The organism is Nocardia sp. NPDC058633, from assembly GCF_042717045.1.
Lineage (GTDB): Bacteria > Actinomycetota > Actinomycetes > Mycobacteriales > Mycobacteriaceae > Nocardia.
This window is the reverse complement of record NZ_JBHXRA010000008.1, coordinates 225,196-249,607: the sequence shown is the minus strand read 5'-3', so window position 1 is coordinate 249,607 and position 24,412 is coordinate 225,196. Positions and strand designations below refer to the sequence as shown.

26 protein-coding genes are annotated in these 24,412 nt (G+C 67.6%); 14 read left to right on the top strand and 12 right to left on the bottom strand.

Annotation, left to right across the window (positions count from 1 at the left end):
- Positions 1-61 precede the first annotated feature (61 nt).
- Both ACFWUR_RS12985 and ACFWUR_RS12980 read left to right on the top strand, forming a co-directional pair.
- The gene (locus tag ACFWUR_RS12985; RefSeq protein WP_378906222.1) at positions 62-1,321 is read left to right on the top strand and encodes an MFS transporter; all 1,260 of its coding nucleotides are present in this window, start codon (positions 62-64) and stop codon (positions 1,319-1,321) included.
- Complete coding sequence (locus tag ACFWUR_RS12980; protein WP_378906220.1) at positions 1,318-2,610, top strand: amidohydrolase; 1,293 nt, start codon at positions 1,318-1,320, stop codon at positions 2,608-2,610. The genes ACFWUR_RS12985 and ACFWUR_RS12980 overlap by 4 nt, the downstream gene beginning before the upstream one ends.
- 81 nt (positions 2,611-2,691) lie before the next feature.
- On the opposite strand, the gene ACFWUR_RS12975 is transcribed toward ACFWUR_RS12980, so the two are convergent.
- Positions 2,692-3,570 (bottom strand): LysR family transcriptional regulator, encoded by an 879-nt coding sequence (locus ACFWUR_RS12975; protein ID WP_378906218.1) that lies wholly within the window; start codon positions 3,568-3,570, stop codon positions 2,692-2,694.
- Between the two features lie 87 nt (positions 3,571-3,657).
- On the opposite strand from ACFWUR_RS12975, the gene ACFWUR_RS12970 reads away from it, so the two are divergent.
- Positions 3,658-4,623 (top strand): bile acid:sodium symporter family protein, encoded by a 966-nt coding sequence (locus tag ACFWUR_RS12970; RefSeq protein ID WP_378906377.1) that lies wholly within the window; start codon positions 3,658-3,660, stop codon positions 4,621-4,623.
- A 61-nt stretch (positions 4,624-4,684) separates the two neighbouring features.
- On the opposite strand, the gene ACFWUR_RS12965 is transcribed toward ACFWUR_RS12970, so the two are convergent.
- Complete coding sequence (locus ACFWUR_RS12965) at positions 4,685-5,128, bottom strand: MarR family winged helix-turn-helix transcriptional regulator (RefSeq protein ID WP_378906216.1); 444 nt, start codon at positions 5,126-5,128, stop codon at positions 4,685-4,687.
- Between the two features lie 114 nt (positions 5,129-5,242).
- Here ACFWUR_RS12965 and ACFWUR_RS12960 point away from each other — a divergent pair, with 114 nt between their 5' ends.
- The 3 genes from ACFWUR_RS12960 to ACFWUR_RS12950 all read left to right on the top strand — a co-directional run bounded on the left by ACFWUR_RS12960 (position 5,243) and on the right by ACFWUR_RS12950 (position 8,134).
- On the top strand, positions 5,243-6,370 hold the full coding sequence (locus tag ACFWUR_RS12960) for an NADH:flavin oxidoreductase (RefSeq protein ID WP_378906375.1): 1,128 nt from the start codon (positions 5,243-5,245) through the stop codon (positions 6,368-6,370).
- 181 nt (positions 6,371-6,551) lie between these two features.
- Entirely contained in the window at positions 6,552-7,451 is a 900-nt protein-coding gene (locus ACFWUR_RS12955) for a fumarylacetoacetate hydrolase family protein (protein WP_378906215.1), read from the top strand.
- 74 nt (positions 7,452-7,525) lie between these two features.
- On the top strand, positions 7,526-8,134 hold the full coding sequence (locus tag ACFWUR_RS12950; protein ID WP_378906213.1) for a TetR/AcrR family transcriptional regulator: 609 nt from the start codon (positions 7,526-7,528) through the stop codon (positions 8,132-8,134).
- 96 nt (positions 8,135-8,230) lie between these two features.
- Here ACFWUR_RS12950 and ACFWUR_RS12945 read toward each other — a convergent pair whose 3' ends face one another.
- Both ACFWUR_RS12945 and ACFWUR_RS12940 read right to left on the bottom strand, forming a co-directional pair.
- Entirely contained in the window at positions 8,231-8,608 is a 378-nt protein-coding gene (locus ACFWUR_RS12945; RefSeq protein WP_378906211.1) for a hypothetical protein, read from the bottom strand.
- 257 nt (positions 8,609-8,865) lie between these two features.
- Positions 8,866-9,369 carry an SRPBCC family protein gene (locus ACFWUR_RS12940; RefSeq protein ID WP_378906209.1) on the bottom strand — a complete coding sequence of 168 codons (504 nt, stop codon included), beginning with the start codon at positions 9,367-9,369 and terminating at the stop codon, positions 8,866-8,868.
- Between the two features lie 211 nt (positions 9,370-9,580).
- Between ACFWUR_RS12940 and ACFWUR_RS12935 the strand changes: the two genes are divergently transcribed.
- Positions 9,581-9,772, top strand: coding sequence for a hypothetical protein (locus ACFWUR_RS12935; RefSeq protein ID WP_378906207.1), 192 nt, complete (start codon positions 9,581-9,583; stop codon positions 9,770-9,772).
- On the opposite strand, the gene ACFWUR_RS12930 is transcribed toward ACFWUR_RS12935, so the two are convergent.
- A complete protein-coding gene (locus tag ACFWUR_RS12930) occupies positions 9,762-10,763 on the bottom strand; it encodes an AraC family transcriptional regulator ligand-binding domain-containing protein (protein ID WP_378906205.1) in 1,002 nt (333 codons plus the stop codon). The two genes, ACFWUR_RS12935 and ACFWUR_RS12930, sit on opposite strands and share 11 nt — an antisense overlap.
- A gap of 416 nt (positions 10,764-11,179) precedes the next feature.
- On the opposite strand from ACFWUR_RS12930, the gene ACFWUR_RS12925 reads away from it, so the two are divergent.
- The gene (locus ACFWUR_RS12925) at positions 11,180-12,298 is read left to right on the top strand and encodes a fatty acid desaturase family protein (RefSeq protein WP_378906204.1); all 1,119 of its coding nucleotides are present in this window, start codon (positions 11,180-11,182) and stop codon (positions 12,296-12,298) included.
- Positions 12,299-12,312: 14 nt separating this feature from the next.
- On the opposite strand, the gene ACFWUR_RS12920 is transcribed toward ACFWUR_RS12925, so the two are convergent.
- Positions 12,313-12,705 carry a hypothetical protein gene (locus ACFWUR_RS12920; RefSeq protein ID WP_378906202.1) on the bottom strand — a complete coding sequence of 131 codons (393 nt, stop codon included), beginning with the start codon at positions 12,703-12,705 and terminating at the stop codon, positions 12,313-12,315.
- A gap of 207 nt (positions 12,706-12,912) precedes the next feature.
- Between ACFWUR_RS12920 and ACFWUR_RS12915 the strand changes: the two genes are divergently transcribed.
- Together ACFWUR_RS12915 and ACFWUR_RS12910 are read left to right on the top strand one after the other, a co-directional pair.
- Positions 12,913-14,556, top strand: a complete 1,644-nt coding sequence (locus ACFWUR_RS12915; RefSeq protein WP_378906200.1) for an MFS transporter — start codon at positions 12,913-12,915, stop codon at positions 14,554-14,556.
- Positions 14,557-14,615: 59 nt separating this feature from the next.
- Complete coding sequence (locus ACFWUR_RS12910) at positions 14,616-15,140, top strand: OmpA family protein (protein WP_378906199.1); 525 nt, start codon at positions 14,616-14,618, stop codon at positions 15,138-15,140.
- A gap of 19 nt (positions 15,141-15,159) precedes the next feature.
- On the opposite strand, the gene ilvD is transcribed toward ACFWUR_RS12910, so the two are convergent.
- Positions 15,160-16,851: a dihydroxy-acid dehydratase gene (gene ilvD / locus ACFWUR_RS12905; RefSeq protein WP_378906197.1), complete on the bottom strand. Its 1,692-nt coding sequence runs from the start codon at positions 16,849-16,851 to the stop codon at positions 15,160-15,162.
- A gap of 135 nt (positions 16,852-16,986) precedes the next feature.
- Between ilvD and ACFWUR_RS12900 the strand changes: the two genes are divergently transcribed.
- Positions 16,987-17,613, top strand: a complete 627-nt coding sequence (locus tag ACFWUR_RS12900) for a hypothetical protein (RefSeq protein WP_378906373.1) — start codon at positions 16,987-16,989, stop codon at positions 17,611-17,613.
- Positions 17,614-17,635: 22 nt separating this feature from the next.
- On the opposite strand, the gene ACFWUR_RS12895 is transcribed toward ACFWUR_RS12900, so the two are convergent.
- On the bottom strand, positions 17,636-17,887 hold the full coding sequence (locus tag ACFWUR_RS12895) for a hypothetical protein (RefSeq protein WP_378906195.1): 252 nt from the start codon (positions 17,885-17,887) through the stop codon (positions 17,636-17,638).
- Between the two features lie 162 nt (positions 17,888-18,049).
- Complete coding sequence (locus tag ACFWUR_RS12890; protein WP_378906193.1) at positions 18,050-18,745, bottom strand: DUF2993 domain-containing protein; 696 nt, start codon at positions 18,743-18,745, stop codon at positions 18,050-18,052.
- Between the two features lie 129 nt (positions 18,746-18,874).
- Here ACFWUR_RS12890 and ACFWUR_RS12885 point away from each other — a divergent pair, with 129 nt between their 5' ends.
- The gene (locus ACFWUR_RS12885) at positions 18,875-20,008 is read left to right on the top strand and encodes a metallophosphoesterase (RefSeq protein ID WP_378906191.1); all 1,134 of its coding nucleotides are present in this window, start codon (positions 18,875-18,877) and stop codon (positions 20,006-20,008) included.
- 16 nt (positions 20,009-20,024) lie between these two features.
- Here ACFWUR_RS12885 and ACFWUR_RS12880 read toward each other — a convergent pair whose 3' ends face one another.
- Together ACFWUR_RS12880 and ACFWUR_RS12875 are read right to left on the bottom strand one after the other, a co-directional pair.
- A complete protein-coding gene (locus tag ACFWUR_RS12880; protein WP_378906189.1) occupies positions 20,025-21,089 on the bottom strand; it encodes a PQQ-dependent sugar dehydrogenase in 1,065 nt (354 codons plus the stop codon).
- Positions 21,090-21,117: 28 nt separating this feature from the next.
- Entirely contained in the window at positions 21,118-21,549 is a 432-nt protein-coding gene (locus tag ACFWUR_RS12875; protein WP_378906187.1) for a PaaI family thioesterase, read from the bottom strand.
- Positions 21,550-21,604: 55 nt separating this feature from the next.
- Between ACFWUR_RS12875 and ACFWUR_RS12870 the strand changes: the two genes are divergently transcribed.
- On the top strand, positions 21,605-22,222 hold the full coding sequence (locus ACFWUR_RS12870; RefSeq protein WP_378906185.1) for a TetR/AcrR family transcriptional regulator: 618 nt from the start codon (positions 21,605-21,607) through the stop codon (positions 22,220-22,222).
- Entirely contained in the window at positions 22,212-22,928 is a 717-nt protein-coding gene (locus tag ACFWUR_RS12865) for a hypothetical protein (protein ID WP_378906183.1), read from the top strand. Before ACFWUR_RS12870 ends, ACFWUR_RS12865 begins: the two co-directional genes overlap by 11 nt.
- A gap of 7 nt (positions 22,929-22,935) precedes the next feature.
- On the opposite strand, the gene ACFWUR_RS12860 is transcribed toward ACFWUR_RS12865, so the two are convergent.
- Complete coding sequence (locus ACFWUR_RS12860; RefSeq protein ID WP_378906181.1) at positions 22,936-24,396, bottom strand: phospholipase D-like domain-containing protein; 1,461 nt, start codon at positions 24,394-24,396, stop codon at positions 22,936-22,938.
- Between the last annotated feature and the right edge of the window lie 16 nt (positions 24,397-24,412).

The following is a 24,412-nucleotide window of genomic DNA, read 5'->3' as shown; positions in this document are numbered from 1 at the left end:
GGTCGGATCGTAGGACCCCTGGTTGGCCGGCGCCACTTCGGCCACAGCGGACAGGAGCGCCATGTCGGTGGAACAAGAAGTCCCGAGCATCTCGGCCGGGCGGACCGTGCATGTCACCGTCGTGCTGCTCTTCTCAGCCTGGTTGATCGACTACGCCGACCGCCTCCTGATCACCCTCGCGCTGCCCGCCATCGGCGTGGAGTTCGACCTCAGCAGGGGTGAGCAAGGCTTGCTCGTCTCGGCGTTCTTCCTGGCGTACGCGATCTTCCAGATCCCCGGCGGGGTGCTGGCCGACCGACTCGGCGCGCGGAAGATGATTCTCGTCGCGGTCCTGGTGTGGTCGATCTTCACCGCGGCGACCGGCTTCGCCTGGTCCTTCGCCGTGCTGTTGATCGTGCGTTTCCTCTTCGGTGCCGCCGAGGGCATCTTCCCGCCCGCCTCGATGAAGGTGCTCGTCGAGCGGACGAACGAGCAGGAGCGGATGAGTGCGAACGGGTTGATCATGAGCTCGAACGCGATCGCCGCGGTGCTCACTCCGCTGGCGATGACACCGCTGATCGCCGCGTTCGGCTGGCGTTCGGCCTTCTTCTCGACAGCGGCGCTGGGAGTGCTGGTGTTGCTCGCCATCCAGCTCGGGCTCCCTCGGCCGCTGGCGAGGACAACCCCGCGGGTGCCGGTTCAGCCGCCGCCGTTGCGTGCCGTGCTACGACTGCGTGTGCTGTGGTACTTCGGGGCGATCATGTTCGGCTACAACGTGATCGGCTGGGGACTGACCACCTGGGTACCCACGTATCTGACCGAGCAGCGGGGAATCCCGCTCACGTCGGCGGGCGTCCTGCTGGCCGTTCCGGCCCTGGCCACCGCCGTCGCGGTTGTCATCGGCGGCAGACTCGCCGACCGGCTCGAGGGCAATCAGCGCCTCGTGATCGTCCCGGGCATGACGGTGTCCGCGCTGGCCCTGATCCTGATGGCGGACTCCGGTTCGCTGGCCGCGTTCGTCGCCTTCGCGTCGGTGGCCATGTTCGCCGCCAGCTTGGCCTACATGCCGATCTTCGCCGTGCCGCTGCGCGCGCTGCCCGCCGAGTACCTCGGTGTCGGCAGCGCGGTCATCATCGTCGGCGGTCAGTTGGCAGGCATGGTGACTCCACCGGTGGTCGGTGTGATCGCCGATCATCTCTCGTTCGAGGTCGCGTTCGGTTTTCTGGTGCTCGGCGCCGTCATCGCGGCGGTGATGGCGATCATCACCCCCCAGAACGCCGCCTCGTTCCGGGCAGCCATCGGCGTGCCCGAGGTTCCCTCTGTCGACAAGGAAGTTTCATGACCACAACCGCCGGAACCGAATCGCCGGTCAGCGTCTTGACCACCGGGCTCGATACCCGGGTAGCCGCGTTGCGCGCACTCTACGAGGATCTGCACGCCCATCCGGAACTGTCGTTCCAGGAAGTCCGCACCGCGGGAGTCATCGCCGCACACCTGCGTACGCAGGGCTGGACGGTGAGCGAAGGCGTCGGTGGCACCGGCGTGGTCGGCGTCTTGGACAACGGTGCGGGACCGGTGGTGCTGTTGCGTGCCGACATGGACGGGTTGCCGGTGCGCGAGGAGACGGGGTTGCCCTACGCCTCGGTGCGCACCGGCATCGACGCGGAGGGCACCGTCGTCCCGGTGATGCACGCGTGCGGTCACGATATGCACGTCACCTGCCTGCTGGGCGCGACTGCCCAGCTGGCGGCCCACCGCGAAGGGTGGCACGGCACCGTCGTCGCGGTGTTCCAGCCCGCCGAGGAGGTCGGCGGTGCGCCCGCGATGATCGCCGACGGATTCCTCGAACGTTTCCCGCGCGCGCAGGTCTGCCTGGGCCAGCATGTACAGCCCGCCCCGGTCGGCTTCGTCGGCACCCGACCCGGCGCGGTCATGGTCGCCGCGGACAACCTGCGGATCCTGCTGCACGGCAGGGGCGGACACGGTTCCGCGCCGGAACTGACCGTCGACCCGATCGTGCTGGCCGCCGCCGTCGTACTGCGACTCCAAACGGTGGTGTCGCGGGAGGTGGGCGCCTCCGAGCGTGCCGTCGTCACCGTCGGCTCGATCCACGCGGGGACCAAGGAGAACATCATCCCCGACACCGCCGAGCTGCGGATCACGATCCGCACCGAGACGCCTGCCGTGCGCGCCAGGGTGCTGGCGGCGGTCGAACGAATCGTGCGCGCGGAATCGGCCGCCTCCGGTGCCGTCGAGGAGCCGGAGATCACGGTGATCAACACGTTCCCGGTGACGGTCAACGACCCCGACGCGACCGCGACGGTCCTCGGCGCCCTCACCGAAACCTTCGGCGATCAGCGCGTGTTCACGCTTCCTCAACCGTTCAACGGCAGCGAGGACTTCTCCACGTTCGGGACCGCACTGGAGGTGCCCTCGGTGTTCTGGCACTTCGGCGGCGCCGACCCGGCCGCCTTCGCCGGTCTCGACATCGCCGACCTGCTCGCCGACGGGCTGCCCGACACAATCCCGGTCAACCACTCACCGCGATACGCGCCGGTGCCCGAGCCGACCATCCAGATCGGCGTGACGGCACTGCTGGCGGCCGCGTCGCCGTGGTTGTGCGGCGCGTAACCACGCGAGCGGCTTCACTGTTCACTGCGCTGAACTGCCCGGCCGCCGAGCAGCGAACGGGTGGGAGTGTGATCGAGCCCTTCACCAACCGGCGCCGGCGCGGTGTCCACGTTTGAGCCGATCGGTGTTCTCCACGATGACCCGAGCGAGAGCCTTCTCCGGGGCCGATTGGGCTCGGCGCGAGGAGGGAATGAGAACGAACTGGGTGGTGTCGGGACGTGGCCTCGGTAGTCCGGAAACCGGGAACACGTCCGGGGGCAGCAAGCTCTCGGTATGCACGAGGTAGCCGAGACCGGCCAAGACGGCGGCGCGCATTCCCAGCTGCCCGGTCGTCGTGCAGGTGATCCGATACTCGAGGCCCGCGTGTTCGAGTGCGCCCAGCGCGGCGTCGCGGGACAGGGCGGGCGGGGGATAGGTCACCACCGGGATCGGACGCGACAGATCGGGTACCGCCCCCGCGGGGCCCGCCCACACGAAGTTGTCGTCGAAGACCCGCTGTCCGTGTCGTTCGCCCGCGCGGCGTTTGACGAACGCGAGATCGAGGCGGTCGCCCCGCAATTCGGCATGGATCTCCTCGCTGAGGCCGATGGACAGCTCCACATCGACCAGCGGATAAGCGCGCCGGAACTCCAGCAGGATCGACGGCAGCGCTCGTGACACCAGATCCTCGGAGACGCCGAAGCGGATCCGGCCGCTGAGCTGTTCGCCGCCGAAGTATCGCAGCGCATCGTGGTGCGCGTCGACGATGGTGCGGGCGAAGCGCACCATCGCGGCGCCGTCGGTGGTGAGGGAGACCGTGTGGGTATCGCGGACGAACAGTTCGCGGCCGATGGACGCCTCGAGCTTCTTCACGTGACCGCTCACCGTCGGCTGGCGCACACCGAGCTGGCGGGCGGCCTGACTGAAGCTGCGATAGTGCTCGACCGCGAGGAAACTGCGCAGCACCACGGGATCGAGCATCGGCACCCCATCTATCGAAATTCGTGATAGCGAATATAGCGTATATCGCCTTTTGTGATGACTGTTCCGTCCGTAGCGTCGATGTTCGTGAAGCTGCTGCGCAAAGCCCCGATCGACGGATTCATCCTCGCGTTACTGGGCACCGTGCTGCTCGGCGCGGTGTGTCCCGTGTCCGGCGCAGCCGCCGAGGCGCTCGGCTGGGTCACCAAGGCGGCGATCGCACTGCTGTTCTTCCTCTACGGCACGCGGTTGTCACCCGCGCAGGCCTGGGCAGGCCTGCGGCACTGGCGATTGCACCTGACTGTGCTGTCGATGACCTTCGTCATCTTTCCCGCGCTCGGCCTCGGGCTGTGGCTGCTGGGCCGGGGCATCCTGCCCGCCGATCTGCTCGTCGGCGTGCTGTTCTTGTGCTTGGTGCCCTCCACCGTGCAGAGCTCCATCGCGTTCACCGCGATGGCTCGCGGCAATGTGGCGGCGGCGATGGTCAGTGCGTCGATGTCGAACCTGCTCGGTGTCGTGCTCACGCCGCTGCTCGTCGTCGTGCTGATGAGCACGAGCGGTGACGCGCGCGTCGACCCGACGGCGATCCTGACCATCGTGACCCAACTGCTCGTGCCCTTCCTGGCCGGTCAACTGGCTCGGCCCGCGATCGGTCCGTGGTTGGCACGGCATCCGAAACCGGTGATGTCGGTCGACCGGATCTCGATCCTGCTCGTCGTCTATGCCGCTTTCAGCGTGGGCACCGTCGAGGGGGTATGGCAGGCGGTGCCCGCGGCGCGGCTCGCGCAGATCGTCCTCGTGTGCGCCGTGCTGCTCGGTGTCGTGCTCGGCATCTCGGCGGGTCTGGGTCGGGCGCTCGGCTTCGCCTACGAGGATCGCGTGGTGATGTTGTTCGCCGGGTCGAAGAAGAGCCTGGCTTCCGGACTGCCGATGGCCGCTGTGCTGTTCGGCGGCGCGCAGATCGCCTTGATCGTGTTGCCCCTCATGATCTTTCATCAGATCCAGTTGATCGTGTGCGCGGTCCTCGCGCGCCGTCTGGCTCGTCGCGCGTAGCGGGTGGCATGACCGCCGGCTTCGGGTCACCGATCGTGCCGGGGTGCTGTGGCCGTCGGGACTACGCCGGTCGTGCGGTGAGCCGGGCGCCGAAAACCCGTTCCAGTAGTTCGTACAGCTGGTCGCGATCCTCGTCGCTGAGCCTGTTCAGGCCGCTGTGGGTGGCGCGCATTCGCTCGCGGATCGCGTCGGTGACACGTTCACCCTCGGGCGTGATGACGAGATTCGTGACGCGCCGGTCGGACGCGCTGGGCTCGCGGTGCACCAGGCCCCGCTTCTCCAGTCGGTTGATGATTCCGGTCACGTTGGAGGCGTCGCAGCCCAGGGTCTCGGCCAGTGCGCGCATCGCGGCAGGTCCCCGGCGTAGCACTGTCAGCGTCTTGCCCTGGCTCGCGGTGAGGTTCTCGCTCGCCGCCGCGACGGTGAAATCGCTGTAGTAGGCGCCGAGCGACACCGAGAGGAGCTCCATCAGCTGGGCCGTGTCGACGTGAGGAGCTGCTGCCATGAGACTCAGCTTATCCGCAGAAACTTGACCATCTCAAATATCAACCTCTACCGTGGCGGTATTGCTTGAAGTTCTCAACCTTCGACTTTGTCAAGTAACTACGAGGAGTATTCCGTGATCGTCACCGCGTCCGAGGCCTCCCGCACGGCCGAGATCCTGTCCCGGCCCGTCACGCTGAACGGCCTGACCGTCCCGAACCGTATCGCGATGGCGCCGATGACGCGCATGTTCTCGCCGGGCGGCGTTCCCGGAGACGACGTGCGGTCCTACTACGCCCGCCGCGCGGCGGCCGGAGTCGGCCTGATCATCACCGAGGGCACCTACGTCGGCCACGAGTCGGCCGGGCAGAGTGATCGTGTGCCGCGGTTCCACGGTGCGGAGCAGCTGGCGGGGTGGGCGAAGGTCGCCGAGGACGTGCACGCGGCGGGCGGCACGATCGTGCCGCAGCTGTGGCACATCGGCATGGTCCGCAATCAGGGCGAACCCCCCTACGCCGACGCGCCCGCCGTCGGCCCCTCCGGTATCCGCGTCGACGGCACCGAGGGTACCGGCAAGGCGATGACCCAGCGTGACCTGGACGACGTCATCGCCGCTTTCGCCGAGGCCGCCGCGGACGCCGAGCGCATCGGCTTCGACGGCGTCGAACTGCACGGCGCCCACGGCTATCTCCTCGACCAGTTCCTGTGGGCGCGGACCAACCGCCGCGACGACGGCTACGGCGGTGACCCCGTGGCCCGCACGAGGTTCGCGGCCGAGATCGTGGCCGCGGTCCGGTCGGTGGTCTCGCCCGACTTCCCGGTGATCTTGCGCTACTCGCAGTGGAAGCAGGAGGCCTACGACGCGCGGCTCGCCGAGACCCCGCAGGACCTGGAAGCGATCCTGGCTCCGCTCGTCGCGGCAGGCGTGGACGTCTTCCACGCCTCCACCCGCCGCTACCGGTTCCCGGAGTTCGACGGCTCGGATCTGAACCTGGCGGGCTGGACCAAGAAGCTCACCGGCAAACCGACCATCACCGTCGGTTCGGTCGGCCTCGACGGCGACTTCCTCCGTGCGTTCACGGGCGAGGGCGCCGAGCTCGGCAGCCTCGACAACCTGCTCGACCGTATGGAACGCGAGGAGTTCGACATGGTCGCCATCGGCCGTGCCCTGCTCCAGGACCCCGAATGGGCCGCCAAGGTCCTGGCGGGTCGGATCGACGAACTGAAGCCCTACGACGCGGCGGCGCTGAAGACGCTGAGCTAGGCGCGTCGTCGGCGCGCCACCGAGTGCCGATGCGGCCTGCGGCGACGATCGCGGCCGAGCTGGTCTGTTCGACGACCGGCTCGGCCGGGCTCGTCCGAACAGTGCCGGGCCACATCGAGATTCCGGGCCCGCCGGTGTCGGGTGCGCCCTGTACGCTGCTGTTCTGCGTGAGGGGATCCCGATGAAATTGCGTCGCGTTCGAAACGAAGACGGTTTGCAGACCCAGTGCCTGCGTGACGGGCAGTGGTCCGCGCACCCGCAACCGTTGGGCGGGCAGGTGTTCAGCGAGCAGTGGGAACTCGGCGTCGCGGACGGGCACCGGCGGGAGTCGGAGCTGTTGTTGCCGTTCAATCCGGCATCATTTCGCGACTTCATGCTGTTCGAGCAGCACAATATCGATGCCAGCCGCGGTCTGGTTCGCCGATTCCACCCACCGCAGTACCGGTTGGCCACTGCGGTGGAGCGGCTGAGTGGGCGAAGTTTTCCGCTGTTCAAGCCGAAGTCGCTGTTCTATCAGCAGCCGATCTACTATCTGGGAAACCACCTGACATTCGTGCCGTCGGGTACCCCGATCCGCGCGCCCGCCTATTCGTCGGCCTTGGACTACGAACTCGAGATCGGCTTCGTCCTCGCCGAGCCCCTGTACTGCGCGACGCCGCAGCAGGCGGCCGCGGCGATCGGCGCGTTCGTCCTGCTCAACGACTTCAGCGCGCGCGACGTGCAACGCGCCGAGATGGCCAGCGGTTTCGGACCACAGAAGTCCAAGCACTTCGCCAGTTCGATGTCGGCGACAGCTGTCACCGCGGACGAAATCCTGCCGCGCATCGACCACCTCACCGGGTCGGTCCGGATCAACGGCGCCACCGTGAGCACCGTCTCGAGCGCCGGGATGCGATGGAGCCTCGGTGAAGTCCTCGCGCACGCCTCCCGCAGCGAACATCTGTATCCCGGAGAGTTGTTCGGAACCGGCACTCTGCCCGGCGGCAGCGGGATGGAAACCGGAAACTGGCTGGAGCCGGGCGATGTCCTCACGTTGACCCTCGACGATATCGGCGAGGTCGAACACCTGGTCACCAGCTGAGCCCGCCGCGGGCCGGTCGGCGAACGAGCCGGGAGGTGCGGGGCCGACAGCGGTTGCTACTACTGTGAGGTTCCATGGCTCGAATCAAGGCCACGGACACAGGCACCAGGGTTCAGCGTCGGCAGGTGATCGCCGCCGCCGTGATCGATGTTCTCGCTGAACAAGGTCTACGCGGGCTGACCCACCGCGCGGTGGATGCCGCGGCCGGATTCGGCAGCGGCGCGGTGAACTATCACGCCCCCACCCGCGCGCACCTGGTCCAGCTGGCGTTGGAGGAGTTGTTCGCCCGCGACGGGGTTGTCGCCGCCGATCATTTCGCCGACCTGATGGGCACACCGCGCATTCCCATGGCCGTCGTGGCGGATCGCATGACCGCGTTCGTGCAGGAAATGACGACCCCGCCGGCTCGTCAGCGAGTCATCGCCCGGCACATGCTGCTGGCCGAGGCTCAGCGGGATCCCCGAATCCGTGCCCAATTCGACACCCAGCGTGGCGCGTTCGTGGAGTTCGCCGCGCACATCGTGTCCGCGATGGATCGCGACTACCCCGCGATCACCGCCGAAGTGGTGGTGATCATGATCGAAGGCTTGATCCAACGCCAAGTGCTCATCGGGGCAACGCCGTTGGCCGATTCCCTGCGCCCGATCATCGCCGGGCTGCTGCGCTCGTGGAACCTCGAGTAGAGCGCAGCTTTCGGGTGCTCGTGATGCGCGGATACGGCACGTGCGACGGCGCCGCTTCTCGACGGTGCGGTTTCGATGGTGCTCGGGCGCATCTGGTCACGGAGTTCGGCCGCGGCGCGGCGTGAACTCGAGGTAGGTATAGGCCCTCGACGCGGTGGTGATCAGCGCGGTGCGTATCGCGTGCTCGGTCGACGAATCGACGGCGAACGGCATGGTCGGCAAGGTGGCTGTCACCTCCTCGCAGATCGCCTGCCGCACGGCCGCCAGCGGTATCCCTTCGCGAGCGCATCGGGCGGCGCTGCGCTCCAGTTCTGCCGACAGCGCCCGTCCGGACGCATCGTGCACCGTCGCTGCCAGTTCCATGCCGAGTAGGAGCGGGCCCTCCCAGCTCGGTCGCACCGCGGAGCGCGGCAGTGCGGGTGGTGGGCACGATGTGTGCGCGATCGCCTCGTGTCGCTCTCTCGGATTGATCATCGTCGATCACCTGCTTCCCCTTGCTCATCGCTGTCGGAAACGACGCTGTGTCGCTTCCGGGTGCGAAGTACGGAAAGTCCTGTGGCAGAGCTGTAGCAGTGGTCGTCAGCACCCCGTGGTCGGGCGCATGACACCTTTCAACACTTGTTGAGAATAGGGGAGTGGTGCGAGAGCAATATGCCCGTCACGATGTTCGGTGACATGACACAAAGGTCGGCGGCAGAGTTGGTGCACCCCGGGGTGCCACGCTCATGGGATCAGCCCGCTGATTCGAGTTCCTGCTTGAGATTGCGCAGGGTGCGGTGGATGTTCTTGCGCTGGAATTCGGCGAAGGTGTTGCCACCGGTGGCGATCCGGTCGAAGATCTGGACCGCCGCGTTCGGCCACGCCCCGCGATCGTCGTACCAGGTCTCGGTGACGCGGGTGCCGCCGTTCTCCGGCGCGAACCGGTACTCCCAGGTGGCGATCTTCCCGCGCAACCAGGGCCGTCGGGCGCCGATCGACTCGACCCGGAACGCGAACCGGGTGCCCGGTTCCGCCGCGATCACCACGCAGCGAGTCACCCAGCGAGCGAAGCCACGCTTGTTGACACCCTCGAATTCCATTCCCACATAGGTGGATTCGCCAGGCTGCGTGATCCTCGCCCCGCGGTTCTCCGGACTCCACCGACCCATCAGGGTCGGATCGCTCACCTGCTCGTAGACCGACACCGGATCGGCAGCGATGTCGATGCTGTCGGACACCGTCGTAACGCGATTCATGCGGTCGAACCTATCCGACATTGCGCCCCTCGACGGCAACAGTCGAGGACTCATCGGTCTGCCCGGTGGGCCGCCGATCGGCGCGAGCAGCCGCCGGGGCCGGTGGAAGTTGGCGTGTTCGGCGGGGGATTGGCACGTTCTGTCCTTGTCCGGGCTCCGAGGGAATTCGACACTTCGTTTGTACGGTCGGTGCGAACGAGGGGAGTGTGCGGTGTCGGCTACGAGAGAGAGTGCCACCGTCTACGTTATTTCCGCGCTGGAGGCGAAAGGCACCGCGACCCGGGATGATTTCGACGTCGCCGGAATAGTCACCGCGTTCCGCGACATCGCCGAGGGGTGGGACTTCCGGTCGATGGAGCAAGAGACCTTCTGGCGGATCGCTTCGACCTACCTCAGGTTCTGATGGCCTGTGCCGGGTGGGAACCCGCCGACCAGCGCCGGGCTGCCCGGCGCAACGAGCCCGCATCGGAGTAGCCGAGCAGTTCGGCCTGTCTGGTATCGACGCGCGACCCCGCGGACATCGCTCGCGATAATCGGGCGCTGCGAGCCCGATCCAGCTCGGCCCGCCAGGTCGTGTCCGACTCGGTCAACCGTCGCTGCAGCGTTCGAGGGCTGACGGCGAGGATCCGGGCGACGCTGTTCAGGGAGACCTCACCGGCCTCGATGGCCTGCTCCACTGCAACGGCCACCCGTTCGGGCCAGGCCGAGGAGAGGGTCGGCGGAGGTGGCAGTGCGTCGGCCAGCGGCCGCAGGATCGCGGCCAGGACCGGATCGGCGGTGGTCAGGGGCAGATCCAGGTCCGCGGCGTGGAAGGTGATCGAATCGGTCGGGGCATCGAATTCCAAGGTGGCGGAACCGAATACAGCACGGAAACCAGTGAGATCGCGGGGAGCGGCCTGGCGCAGCGAAACGCGCGCCGGGTTCAGCGGATCGTCGACAGCTCGGCGTGCGCGACTCAGCACAGCCGACAGTCCCCAGAGCTGGGTGTGATCGCGTCCACGGCCTTCGCCCTCGAGCATCTCGAGGTAGAGAGTGGACTCGGTCTCGGACTCGGCGACCAGGTCGAACCGGTGATTGGTGGTGACCGCGGTGATGTGGGGCCCGCAGGTGGCCAGTCCGGCGCCCAACGTCGGCGCGGACGCGAACAGATAGTCGTACAGGCCGAGGCTGGACAGTTCGTAGCGCCGCGCGACCTGGAGGGCGACGTCCGGGCCGAGGCGGTGCTCGCCCACTTCCCACAGCCGGGAGAATGTCGCGCTGGGCAGATGCACATCGTCGCCGGTGATCGACCAGTCCGGGACCCCGGTGTCGCGGATCAGCTGCGCGCGATCCAGCCCGGCGGCATCGAACTGGGAGATGACGAACCGGTGCAGCAAACTCTGGTCGGTAGCCATGTCGTCTCCTCGTGGGCGCGTGCCGATCCTCGGATCGGTCGCGGCTGGTCCAGCGGGAGACCTCGGCCGATCCTGAGAATCCGTGGGCGAACATTGTGTCGCGTTCGGACGCACCGCGTGTTCGATCCGGTGTACCAGTTTCGCGCGCACGGTGAAAGGCCCGCGAGACGGAGGCGCTGATCGAGGACGTTTCCCGACGTGAAAGCCAGCTGCCGCCCGCGCGGGGTAGACCCGGTCCGCGGTCGATGTCCGGTATCACACCGAGGTGCGATTCCCTCCCATACCAAGGGATTACGGCCGACGAGAAAACGCCCGATAGCTTCGAGACCATCGACATCGGCGCCCGCTCCACCACCGGCCTTCGACATCATCGACGAACGGACCCGGCGTCTCCGACTCAGCCTTCAGGAAGACCTATGACAACACCTTCCCTGGTCCCCGCATCATCGGCACGGCCACCGCGGCGTGGCGCCGACGGTGATTACGCCCGCCTGTTGCGCCGGATCTCCGATGCCGGGCTGATGGACCGGCGCCCCGGCTACTACGCCGTGCGGCTCGGCCTCGTCGGCATCGCGTTCGCCGCCGGTTGGACGGCATTCGTGCTCGTCGGCGATTCGTGGTGGACGCTGCTGGTCGCGGGGTTCATGGCCGTGACGTTCGCGCAGATCGCACTCGTGATGCACGACGTGGCCCATCGCCAGGTCCTGCGACGTCGTCAGCCGACGGAGCTCGTAGGTCGGCTCGTCGGCAACGCCGGTATCGGCCTGGGCTACGGCTGGTGGCAGGACAAGCACACCCGCCACCATGCCAATCCCAACCACGAAGAGCTCGACCCCGATGTAGCGCCCGACATTCTGGTCTGGTCGCAGCGGCAGGCGCGGTCGAGCCGCGGTGTTGCCCGTCTCATCGGGCGGGCGCAGGCGTTCCTGTTCTTTCCCCTCCTACTGCTGGAGGGTTTGAACCTCCATGTGGCCGGCGTTCGCGCGCTCGGCAATCGATCGGTCAAACACCGTGGCTGGGAAGGCACGCTGCTGTTCGGCCACTTCGCGGCCTATCTGATCGCACTGTTCGCGGTGTTGCCCGCGGACAAAGCCGTGGCGTTCTTCGTCGTCCATCAGGGACTGTTCGGCCTGTACATGGGCTGCATCTTCGCCCCGAACCACAAAGGCATGCCGACCTCGACCGGCGACGAACGCACGGATTATCTCCGTCGTCAGGTGCTCACCTCCCGCAATGTGCGCGGCGGCGCGTTGATCGACATCGCCCTCGGCGGACTCAACTATCAGATCGAGCACCACTTGTTCCCGAGCATGCCGACACCGAACCTTCGCCACGCCCAGGTGATCGTGCGCGACTACTGCGCCGACATCGGCGTGCCCTACCACGAAACCGGGCTGATCTCCTCGTACCGCGAGGCGCTCGTACACCTGCATCGCGTCGGTGCCCCGCTACGCGCCTCCGATCGGCATGTGAGCGCGCCGACGCCGCCGTCCATCGACGGGGTCAGCGCAGGGCACCAGGACTCGCGCAGGTGAGCCAGGGCGTTCGATCAGGGAGTGTCCAACACGCTCGCCGGAACTCCGTAGGGCAGGAATCGCACCCGACGGCGATCGTCGGTGTTGTCGCGATGTGCGCGCAAGGCCTCGAGCTCGTTCGGAAAGACCTGGTCGACCCGGGCCTGGCCGAGATCGTCGATGGTGTAGACCGCCCACACGCCGCTACCGGTCGCGCCGGTGGTCTCCTCCTCGGGTGCCGCCGGCCGTGGCCGTTGGGGTTGGATGAACTGACCGAGCAGCGATGCCAGCCCGCTGACGCCGACCTGATCGACGCGATCCAGGTAGATGCCTGCCTTGCCGAGCAGGTCGCGAAGTTCGGTTCCTGTCCCACGCAGTGCTCGTTCGAAATCTTCCGGGTCTATGCCGAAAGGCCCGTTGTTTGCCATCGCATGTCCTCCTCGGAACGAAGTGCAGACCTACGCCACAGTGTCCTCGCCAACCGCTCGTCGCGCCATGACACCCGTGCTCGAGGGAATCATCCGTTTCGGGTGAGCCGCGCCCGCTGATCGGTGTGTGACCATCGCAGAACGTCCGGGTCGGTGATGTCCGTCATCGACGAAGCGAGGTTCCGCGATGTGGGAGGTGCCGAACCCGTGAAGGCGAACGGTGCGTCGACCGCGGTGGCGGCCGGATCCGGTGGGGTGCTGCTGGTGCTGGCGTCGGGCCAGTTCCTCATGACCCTGGACAGCTCGGTCATGAACGTGTCGATGGCCGCGGTGGCCGAGGACCTGGACACCACCATCACCGGGATCCAGACCGCCATGACCCTGTACACGCTCGTCATGGCGACCCTGATGATCACCGGCGGCAAGGTGGGCACCATCATCGGCCGGCGTCGGGCGTTCGCGATCGGGCTCGTCATCTACGGAGTGGGTTCGCTGACCACCGCGTTCGCTCCCGATCTCGCGGTGTTGCTGCTGGGCTGGTCGCTGTTGGAGGGTATCGGCGCCGCCCTGATCATGCCCGCGATCGTCGCCCTGGTCGCGGCCAATTTCGCGCCCGAACGGCGCAGCGCCGCCTACGGCCTGGTCGCCGCGGCGGGTGCGATGGCCGTCGCCGCGGGGCCGCTGATCGGTGGCGCGGTGACCACGTTCGCTTCGTGGCGCTATGTGTTCATCGGCGAGGCCGTCCTCGTCGTGGTCATTCTCTTCGCGCTACGCCGTATCGAGGATGTCGGGCCGTCGAAGGTCCGGATCGACCTGCTCGGCGCCCTGCTCTCGGTGCTCGGTCTCGGCCAGCTCGTCTACGGTGTGCTGCGTTCGAGCGAATGGGGGTGGATCCAACCCAAACCAGGCGGTGCGGCCGTCGCGGGCCTGTCGCCGGTTGTCTGGCTGCTGTTGAGTGGATCGCTGTTGCTGTATGTGTTCGTGCGCTGGCAAACCCACCTCGCCGATACCGGCGGCGAGCCGCTGATCGACCCCCAACTCTTTCGCAACCGGCAACTCACCGGCGGGCTCACGATGTTCCTCGGCCAGTACACCGTGCAAGCCGGGGTGTTCTTCAGCGTCCCGCTGTTCCTGACAGTGGTGCTGGAACTGGACGCGCTACAGACCGGACTGCGGCTGGTTCCGCTGTCGGTGGCGCTGTTGCTGTCGGCGGCCGGAATACCCAAGATCTGGCCGCGCGCCGATCCGCGCCGCGTGGTCCGGGTCGGGCTGGCCGCCATGATCCTTGGGATCCTCGTCCTCGTGGCCGGGATGGATCCCGGCGCCGATGCGGGTGTGGTGGCCGTCCCCATGGTGCTGATGGGTCTGGGATTGGGTGCCCTGGCATCCCAGCTCGGTGCCGTGACCGTGTCGGCCGTGCCGGATTCGCAGAGCGCCGAGGTAGGCGGACTGCAGAACGCCGCCGCCAATCTCGGCGCGTCGTTGGGCACCGCGCTGGTCGGCTCGGTCCTGATCGCCACGCTGAGCACATCGATCATCGCCGAGGTGAACGAGCACCCCGACGTGCCCGCATCGGTGAAACAACAAGCCACCACCGAATTGGCCGCGGGTGTCCCGTTCCTGTCCGACGTCCAGTTGCAGGAGGCGTTGCGCGACAACGCGGTCCCGGAGCCACGGGCGGCCGAGATCCTCGAAGTCAACAGTGCGGCCCGGCTCGACGCGCTGCGAGTCGCGTTCTCCCTCACCGCTTTTCTCGCTATCGCGGCGCTTTTCTGCACCGGGCGGATTCCGCGCCGGCCACAAGGCGGTGCCGATCCAGCGGGTTCGGAACAACCCTCTCCAGGCGGGTGATCGAGACACAACACACGCACGGTCCGCTTGTCCGACAGTTACAGAACAGGAGAACTCCGGTGAAACTCGCAAACGGCATCTGCGGGATCGCAGCGATCGCGGCGGTTCTGATCACGACGGCAGCGTGTAGCAACGACGACGATTCCGCCGCCATAACGGCCACGTCGACCGTGCAGGGCGACGCTGCGCGCAGCAGCATCGCCGCCACGGCTTCCGCGGCGATGAGCTCGGTGCGCGACACCGCTCAGCAAACGATCCAAGACGCGATCAACGCGATCCTGTCGGCCGCCCCGATCACCTTCGACGCCGGCAGTTCGGACCTGGGCTCGATCGACACCGCCACCCTCAAAGCGGTAGCCATCCCGTTGCGGGGCAACGACACCGCCATAACGATCATGACCTACGCCGAGGATTCGAATCCGGACACGGCCGAATCCCTGGCCGATGCCCGCGGCGCGAACATCGCGGCCGCGCTCGAAGCCGAAGGCATCGACAAGTCGCGCATCACCGTACAGTCCGACGCCAACCCCACCGACCCGGAAGTCCGGGCCGATGAGGCGACGATCTCGGTAACGGACGACTAGCGAGGCGCCGCGGCGAGGGTCAGGCGGTGACGGCGCCGTGCGCGGCCGAGCTGACGAGCTTGCGGTACTTGGCCAGCACGCCCGAGGTGTACTTGGGCGGCAGCGGTTCCCAGCCGACCTTGCGCGCGGCGAGTGTGGCGTCGTCGATCTCGACGTCGAGGATGCGGTTGGCGACGTCGAGGACGATCGGGTCGCCGTCTGCGACGAAGGCGATCGGGCCGCCGTCCACGGCCTCGGGAGCGACGTGACCGACGCACAAACCGGTGGTGCCGCCGGAGAATCGGCCGTCGGTGAGCAACAGGACGTCCTTGCCAAGGCCCGCGCCCTTGATCGCGCCGGTGATGGCGAGCATCTCGCGCATGCCGGGGCCGCCCTTGGGTCCCTCGTTGCGGATGACGACCACATCGCCCGCCACGATCGTGCCGTTCTCCAGCGCGTCCATCGCGGCGCGTTCGCCGTCGAACACCCGAGCCGTTCCGCGGAAGACATCGGAGTCGAAGCCCGCGCTTTTCACCACGGCGCCTTCGGGCGCCAGTGAGCCGTGCAGGATGGTGAGCCCACCTGTTCGGTGGATCGGCCGATCGAGGCGCCGGATGACGTCGCCGTCGAGGCCGAGTTCGATGTGGGCCAGATTCTCGGCCATGGTCGCGCCGGTGACGGTCATGACGTCGCCGTGCATGAGACCCGCGTCGAGCAGGGCCTTCATCACGACGGGGATGCCGCCGACCCGGTCGACGTCGTTCATGACATAGCGGCCGAAGGGTTTGAGATCGCCCAGGTGCGGCACCTTGTCGCCGACCCGGTTGAAGTCGGCGAGAGTGAGACCGACCCCGGCCTCACGGGCGATGGCCAACAGATGCAGCACGGCATTGGTCGACCCGCCCAGCGCCATGACCACCGTGATGGCGTTCTCGAACGCCTCCAACGTCATGATGTCGCGCGCGGTGATTCCCTTGCGCAACAACTCGACGACGGCTTCACCGGACTTGCGGGCGTAGTCGTCGCGTCGACGGTCGGGAGCGGGCGGCGCGGCCGAGCCGGGCAGGCTCATACCGAGCGCTTCGGCCGCCGAGGCCATGGTGTTGGCGGTGTACATGCCGCCGCACGCGCCTTCGCCGGGACAGATCGCCCGTTCGATGCGGTCGACCTCGGCACGAGTGATCAGGCCTTTGATGCAGGCGCCGACGGCCTCGAAGGCGTCGATGATCGTGACGTCCTTGCCGTCGACGTTGCCCGGCAAGGTCGAGCCCGCGTAGAGGAACACACTCGACAGGTCGAGGCGCGCGGCGGCCATCAGCATGCCCGGCAGGCTCTTGTCGCACCCGGCGAGCAGAACCGACCCGTCGAGACGTTCGGCCATCATGACGGTTTCGACGGAATCGGCGATGATCTCGCGGCTGACCAGCGAGAAGTGCATGCCTTCGTGGCCCATCGAGATGCCGTCGGACACCGAGATCGTGCCGAATTCGAGCGGGTAGCCACCTGCCGTGTGGACGCCTTCCTTGACCGCCTTGGCCAGACGGTCGAGCGACAGATTGCAGGGGGTGATCTCGTTCCAGCTGGAGGCGACACCGATCTGCGGTTTGCCCCAGTCCTCGTCGCCCATGCCGACGGCGCGAAGCATGCCGCGAGCGGCGGTTTTCTCGAGTCCGTCGGTGACGTCGCGGGAGCGTGGCTTGATGTCGACGGGCTGATCGGAGTCGTGTGCCATGCCGTAAGCGTACGAGAGGCCCCCGGCGGTACCCGCGCACGCACGCACGTTGTCGGGCAATTGCGCAGTCGGTGCGTATTCGGTGGCGTGCGGGGTATGCGCACCGTACTTCTGTTGTCGATGATGGGAGGCGTCATGGTGGACGTCAACGAGAAAGTCTCGACCGGACACGGCGGACGGCTGCGCATTCCCCGCAGCCGAGGCGCATTGGGCGGGCTGGTGGTGCTGCTGCTCGGAATCTGGGGCGCGCTGATCCCGTTCATCGGTCCGTACTTCGATTTCGCGTACACCCCCGACGAGCCGTGGGTCTGGTCGGCGGCGCGTGGCTGGCTGCAGGTCCTGCCCGGCGTCGTCGCGATCGCCGGTGGCCTGCTCATGCTCGTGAGCCGGAACCGTCTGGTCGCCAGTTTCGGTGGCTGGCTGTCGGTCGCGGCGGGCGTGTGGTTCGTGGTCGGGCCGTTCCTGGCCGCACTGCTACGGATCGGCGACATCGGCGAGCCGGTCGCCACCTCGGATCTGAAGCGCGCGCTGTTGCAGTTGACGTTCTTCTACGGCCTCGGCGCGCTGATCCTGTTCTTCGCCGCGAGCTCGCTGGGCAGGCTGTCGGTGCGCAGTGCGCGCGACATCGCCTTCGCCGAACGGGCGCGAGGTGTCGATGTCGAACAGCGCCGGGTGGTCGAGGAAGAGGTGGTTCCCGCGGACAGTGGCCAATCGACGACACGTCGGATGCGCCCGACGGACATCCGGCAGCGGCCGGTCTGACCGGACGACGCTTTTGACCGGACTACGCCGTTTTGACGGTGACCATCGTGTCGGCGCTGGGGTAGTCGAGCACGCGTAGCCGCCCGGTGATCAGGTCGACCGTATCGGCGACCACACGGCCGGCGCGGCGCGCGTCATCGGCGAAGCTCGTGCTGACCACCCGATAGCTGCGCTTGGCGGTGACCACGATGTCGCCGGCGCGCAACAGTCCGGCCGAGGTGGGAGCACCGTCGGTATCGACGTCCGCGCCGGGGCCACGTATGAGCTCGATCAACTTCAGCAACCTGTTCTCCACCCTGTGAAGCGCCCGCGAAGGCGCCCCCGTTCGCCGGATTCGCCAACGGTGTCGATCCCTTGTACCCCTTTGGTCGCGTTTCAATCCCCCAATCGGAATGTTTGTGAAGTCGAGTTGGGCACGAACCGGCGACGACAGTGCTCACGGCAGGCTGTCCAGGCGCACATCGTGTGCCACGGCGGTCACGTGCAAGCCGTCGGCGCGCGGTTCGATGGCGGTCAGGCGGGCGCCGAGCGGCAGTCGCTGTAGCGGCACGACGAAGGTCAGGGTGCGGCGCAGCACGGCCAGGGAGAGCGTCGGTCCGCCGGTCGCGGCCTGGACCGAGACCGGCGTGACCTCGATGCCGTCCTCGGTCGGCGCCACCGTGACGAAGACTGTCGCCGGCACCGTGATCGCGCCCACCGAGAATCGTCCGGTGGCGCGCAGTCCTTCCGGGCCGTGGGAGATCGACTCCACGCCCGACGGTGCGAAACCCTGCACGACGTCGTAGGGGACCACCGCCGTCGCGGTCGCCGCGGCTGCGACGAGGTGGGACGTGCGGCTGTTCACGACATCGCTCAGGGGTGCGGAGACGTCGGCCAGCGCGACATCGAGGTCGCGGACGGAGATGTCGTACCCGCTCCAGTCGCCGATGCGGATATCGATGTCGCGATAGTGACCGTCGAGGGCCTGAGTCAGAAATGGGAAGCCGCCGATCTCCACGTCGGGTCGATGGGGCAGTTCGTACTCGGCGGCGATCGCGCGACCGATCTCGTTCTGTGCCATCACGACCGCGACCCGGTCGCCGACGACCAGCGCGATCGCCAGCACGACGAGCAGTATCAGCAGTGCGCGCATGCGTTCACCATTTCGGCCATCCCTCCATCATGCTGTGGATCGTGGCCGGTTGTGGCGCGGACCGCCGCCTGCGTCATGATCTGATGTGGCGCTGCCTCGGGCGGGCGGCCTTGCGTAGAACGGGACCTCGTGAGCTCCGCTGTAGTTCTGATCGTGATCGTGCTGGTGTTGGCGGTGATGCTCGCCGTGCCGTGGTGGGTGCTGGTGGCCGGGCCGACCGGGCGCAGCGGGTCGTGGTTCCGGGTCGGCACCGCGGCCTGTGTCCTCGGCGGTGTGGGTCTGCCCATCGCCCTGTTCCTCGGGCACGGTCCGCCGCAATTCGACCCAGCGGCGATCGTCGGCGACGTCGCGCTCGGGGTGCTGTGGGTGGTGTTCACCTGGTCGGTGATCGGGCTGGTCGTCCGAGGCGCGCTGAGCGTCGGCAGAGTCAGGGGCGCGCGGGTCACCCAGGGGATCGCGCTCGGTGTGGTCGTGGTGTCGGTGGTGCTGTCCGGGTACGGGCTGTACGAGGCGCGGCGGGTGCCGCAGGTTCGTACCGTCGATGTCGCGATCCCGGGGTTGGCCGAGGGGCTCGACGGATTGCGTGTGGTGGTCCTCACCGATACCCATTTCGCCGCGCTCGACCGGGAGCGATGGTCGCGACAGGTCGTCGACGAGGTGAACGCGCAGCGTCCCGATATCGTGGGCCTCGCCGGGGATCTCGTCGACGGTTCGGTGGACAAGCGCCGCGATCAGGTCGCTCCGCTCGCCGGTGTCGAGGCGCCGCTCGGCCGGTTCTACATCACCGGCAACCACGAGTACCTCGACGACGCCCAGAGCTGGATCGACTACATGGCCTCCATCGGCTGGCAACCGCTGCACAACGCGCATCGGACCGTCGACCGCGACGGTGACCGGCTGGTCGTGGCCGGCATCGACGACCCGGCCGGTACCGACGTGGCGGGCCACGGTCCCGACCTGCCCGCGGCGCTCGCGGGCACCGACCCGCAGTTGCCGGTGGTCCTGCTGGCCCATCAGCCGAAACAGGTTGCCGACAGTGCCGCGGCCGGGGTGGAACTACAGATCTCCGGGCATACGCACGGCGGTCAGATCTGGCCGTTCCATTACCTGGTGCGGCTCGATCAGCCGGTGGTCGCGGGCCTGAGCAGGCACGCGAACAACACTCAGCTCTACACCAGCCGGGGCACCGGCTACTGGGGGCCGCCGCTGCGGGTGTTCGCGCCGAGTGAGATCACCGTGCTGGTGCTGCACCCGGATCGCTGAGCACTCGCAGGTGTGTTCACCGGTCGGGTTCGATGCCGACGATACGGTCGTCGCCGGGGGCGGGGTCGCCACGGCCGTCGGTGTTGTTCGTCAACAGCCACAGTGAGCCGTCGGGGGCGACAGCGATGTCCCGGAGACGTCCGTACTCGCCGACGAGGTGCTCGGTCGAGGAGCTGAGGTCGTCGAGTGGAACGCGACGGAGACGCTCACCGCGCAGATTCGCGATGTAGAGGGAACCGTCGCTGATCGTCATGCCGCTGGGGCTGGCGTCGGACGGTCGCCATTGCTGCACGGGATCGAGGAAGCCGGCTCGCTCGGCGGTGCCTTCGGCCTCGGGCCAGCCGTAGTTGCCACCGGCTTCGATGAGGTTGAGTTCGTCCCAGGTGTTCTGGCCGAATTCGCTGGCGAACATCCGGCCGTCCGGCGCCCAGGCGATGCCCTGGGGGTTGCGGTGGCCGTAGCTGTAGACGAGTGATCCCGGGACGGGGTTGTCGGCGGGGATCTGCCCCTCCGGTGTCATCCGCAGGATCTTCCCGCCGAGGCTGTCGAGATCCTGGGCGGTTCGGCGCTCGCCTGCGTCACCGACCGTGGCATACAGCATTGCATCGGGTCCGAAGGCGATCCGGCCGCCGTTGTGGTTACCGGCGGCGGGCAGCCCGGCGAGGATCGTCGTGCCGCCACCGAGTGCGAGGTCGCCCGGCTGCCCGGTGAGGTCGAATCGTTCGATGCGGTTGTCGTCGGCCGTGGTGTAGTAGGCGAACAGCTGCCCTTCGCGTATCGCGATGCCGAGAAGCCCGCCTTCGCCCGAGGGCTCGACCCCGTCGATGACGCCTACCTCGTATTGTATTCCGTCGGAGCCGATTTCGAGAATCCGCGCGCTGTCGCGCTCACTCACCACGGCGGTGGCCCCGTGGAAGGCGATCGACCACGGGGCGTCGAGCTCGGCGGTGACAGTGGCGTCGGCCCCGGCGGAGCCGGTCCGGGCGGATGACTGCTCGGAGCCGCCGCTCGGGCTCGGGGCGCACGCGCACAGCAGAGCCAGGACGGGCGCGACGAGAAACGCTCTGCTGCGGGACTCCATGCCATCGAGGTTAAGCCCGCTGCGGCGATCATCCCACCTTGTAGGTGCCGCTGCCCGCGGCGATGAGCCGCCCATCCTCGGTGGCGACGATATCGACCCGGCAGGTGCTGAGGTGGCGACCGGCGCGCAGTCGGGTGCCGACGATATCGATGCTCTCGGCGTGGGCGGGCTGGACGAAGTCGATCGACATCGAGACGGTGACTCCGCGCATGTGTTCGGGGAGTCGGGCTCCTGCCCAGGCCGCGGCCATGATCCCGATGTCGACGCAGCCGGCGAGGGCGCCGCCGTGGACCATGTCGCCCACCGTGACGAGTTCTTCGCGAAACGGCATGCGCAGGCGGGCCGAGCCTTCGCCGAGGTCGACGAGTTCGATGCCCATGTACCGAACGAAGGGTGACTGGGGCAGGAACAGGCGCATGGCTTCGCTGCCGGTGCGCGGGAGCGGCGGAGAGGTGGTCATCGAAACTCCTATCGGAAGTTGACTACGATATCGGAACGAGACTACGTTATGTCTCATGACGTTGGAACCCCCTGACGACCGGCGCAAGCGCCGGACCCACACCGCCGTGCTCGACGCCGCGCAGGTCCTGTTCCTGCGAGAGGGCTACCGGGGCACCACGATCGACATGCTCGCCGGTGCGGCCGACATCGCGGTGAGCTCGATCTACGCGAATTTCCGCGAGGGCAAGGCCGACGTCTATGCCGCGCTCGCGTGGCGCACAGCCACCCGGCACGCGGCAGCGATGTCGGCGCCGATCGGCGCCGAATCGTCGCCTCGCCACGAAGTGGCCGCCACCTTCGATCGCTACGTCGCCTTCCATCGCGAGAATCCGCTCGCGCTGCGGATCCTCGCCCTGACCGACGTGGACGTCGGCGAATCCGAACTGGCGACGAAGGCCAAGGCGCAGATCGACGGGCTGCTCGGCGGGCTGATCGAATCCTTCGCGACCGCGGTCGAACGCGTGGGGTGCGACGTCGATCCCCGTGCGTTGGTGTTGGTTTCGTGGGCCGCGGTCAACGGTGCCTACTCGCTGTTCCAGCGCCGCATGGTCGACGAAGAAGGCCTGGACGCCATGCTCGGCATCGCTCGCGCCGATCTGCTCGCCCACGTAGGTGGCGACCGTGCGGCGTGAGGGCGAACTCGGCAGACTGCACCAGATGCGAACGGTGGGTGCGGCGCTGGGCGCGCAGACCGCCGCGCTGCCCCATCTTGTGCGAGGGCTGCGCCGCGATGTCGACTGTCGGCATCATCGGGCACCGGTGCCGCCGGATTCGCGGCTGTGTCGGGCCGCGCTCGAAGAAGCCACCGAGGTGCTCACGCCGTCACTGCTCGCCCACAGCTTGCGCTGCTGGGAATTCGGCACGGCCCTGGCGCGAGTGGACGAGCTCACGCCCGACCCCGAAGCGTTCTACGTCGCCTGCGTCCTGCACGACGTCGCCCTGGGCGGGCCCGACGACTCCACGACCGGATGTTTCGCCCTGCTCGGTGCCCACCGGGCCCGCGCGTTCGTGCTCGCCCACGGCGCCACGGTCGAACTCGGGGAGTGCGTCCACACCGCAATCGCGCGGCACATGGATCCGGGCACCCCGCGCGACTGCGGCGCGGAAGCGAGTCTGCTGCACGACGCCGCGCACCTGGATGTCATCGGACTGCGCGCCTACCAGGTGGATGCGCGGCGGATCGCCGCGATCACCGCCCGCCACAGCCGGGACGGATTCGGCCGCGAGTTCGCCGACGCCATGCGAACGGAAGCGCGCGTACGGCCGCGTTCGACCGCGGCCGCACTGTGGCGCTCGGGAATGCGAACGGCCATCGCGGCGAATCCGCTCGATCGCTGATCGGGAATCAGTCGGCGCGGATACCCCGGCTCGGGAACAGGTTGTCCAACAGGCGTGTCGGGGCCCGCTCCGGATCCATCAGGTCGTTCTCGGCCAAGGGGCTGTCCTCGTTCTCGACGGTGTCGGACTCGAATCGCACCAGGGTCCGGCCGTCGCCGCGCAGCGCCTCGACAGTGCGTACGAGCGAGGATGTCTCGGCGAGGGTGGCATCGAACTTTGCGGGTTCGGTGTCGAGATGTTCGCAGATCAGCCGGCGGCGGATTTCGAGAATGGTTTCTCGCAGCAGTTCGCCGTCGGTGGTGGTGGGGGTCACCTCCACAGCCAGGTCACATTCGGTGTCGAAGCCCATCGAACGGTTGTTGAGGTTCGACGATCCCACCCGCAGGAGCCGGTCGTCCATCACCAGCACCTTGGCGTGCACGTAGATGGGCGCACCGGCGGCGGTGACAGGGTAGTAGACGCCGAGGCGGTTGCCGGTGTCGGCCTCCCACAGCAGGTGCAGGAGGCGGCGGCGGGCCCCGTCCATCGCCTGCTGCTCTAGCCAGCCGTCGGCATGACGCGGGAGCACCAGCACGATCTCCGGGCCGTTCGGCTCACGCAGGCGGGCGGCGATCGCCTCGGCGAGGGTGCGCGACGCCAGATACTGGCTCTCGATGTACAGCGATCGGGTGGCGCCTGCGATCGCCGCCAGATACAGCGCCTCGATCTCGCGCACTTCGGGGCGATCGGCGAGCCCGGGCAGAGTTCGCGCGATGCCCACCTCGACAGACCGCATCGTCGGCTCGAGCCCGACCGGCCATGGTGCGTGGCCGGGGATCTCGTCCACCGCATCCAGTTGTTGTCCGGTGGCCGCTTTCCATCTGGCCCTGGCCAGCTCGCCGATCGCTCGCGCCGCGTCACCGTCGACGGCAGTGGTGGCATCGTGCCACGGACCGTAGTGGTTGCCGTTGGGCTCGGTTCGGTGGCTGTTGTCGTCCTCGTGGGCGGTGGTGTCCCAGCGGTCGACGGTCATGTCGATGCCGCCGCAGAAGGCGAGTCGGTCGTCGATCACGACGATCTTCTGATGATGGGCCGAGCCGATCGGGTGTGCGCCGTCTATCTCGAAGTGCAGGCGTCGATCGGTCATCCAGTTGACGACGAAGATCGGTGTCATTCCACGACTGATCGCGGCGAACGCGCCGACATTCCACTTCAACAGGTAGATGTCGAGTTCCGGGCGTTGTTTCGGCAGCCAGGACAGGAATTTGCCCAGCTGATTCGGCCCTTCGAGGGTCTTTTCCTGCGGTTCGAACTTGATCCGGGTGTCGAAGTCCCAGCCGATCAGCACGATGCGCTTGCGGGCCTGCAGCATCGCGGATTTGGCATGGCGGAAGTAGTCGGCCGCGTCGACGATGCAGGCCAGGCGATCAGCCGGGGCGATCTGCCAGCAGGTTTGCCCAGGGGTGAGGATGTGTTGCTCGTCGCTCATACGTAGTCAGTCTCTC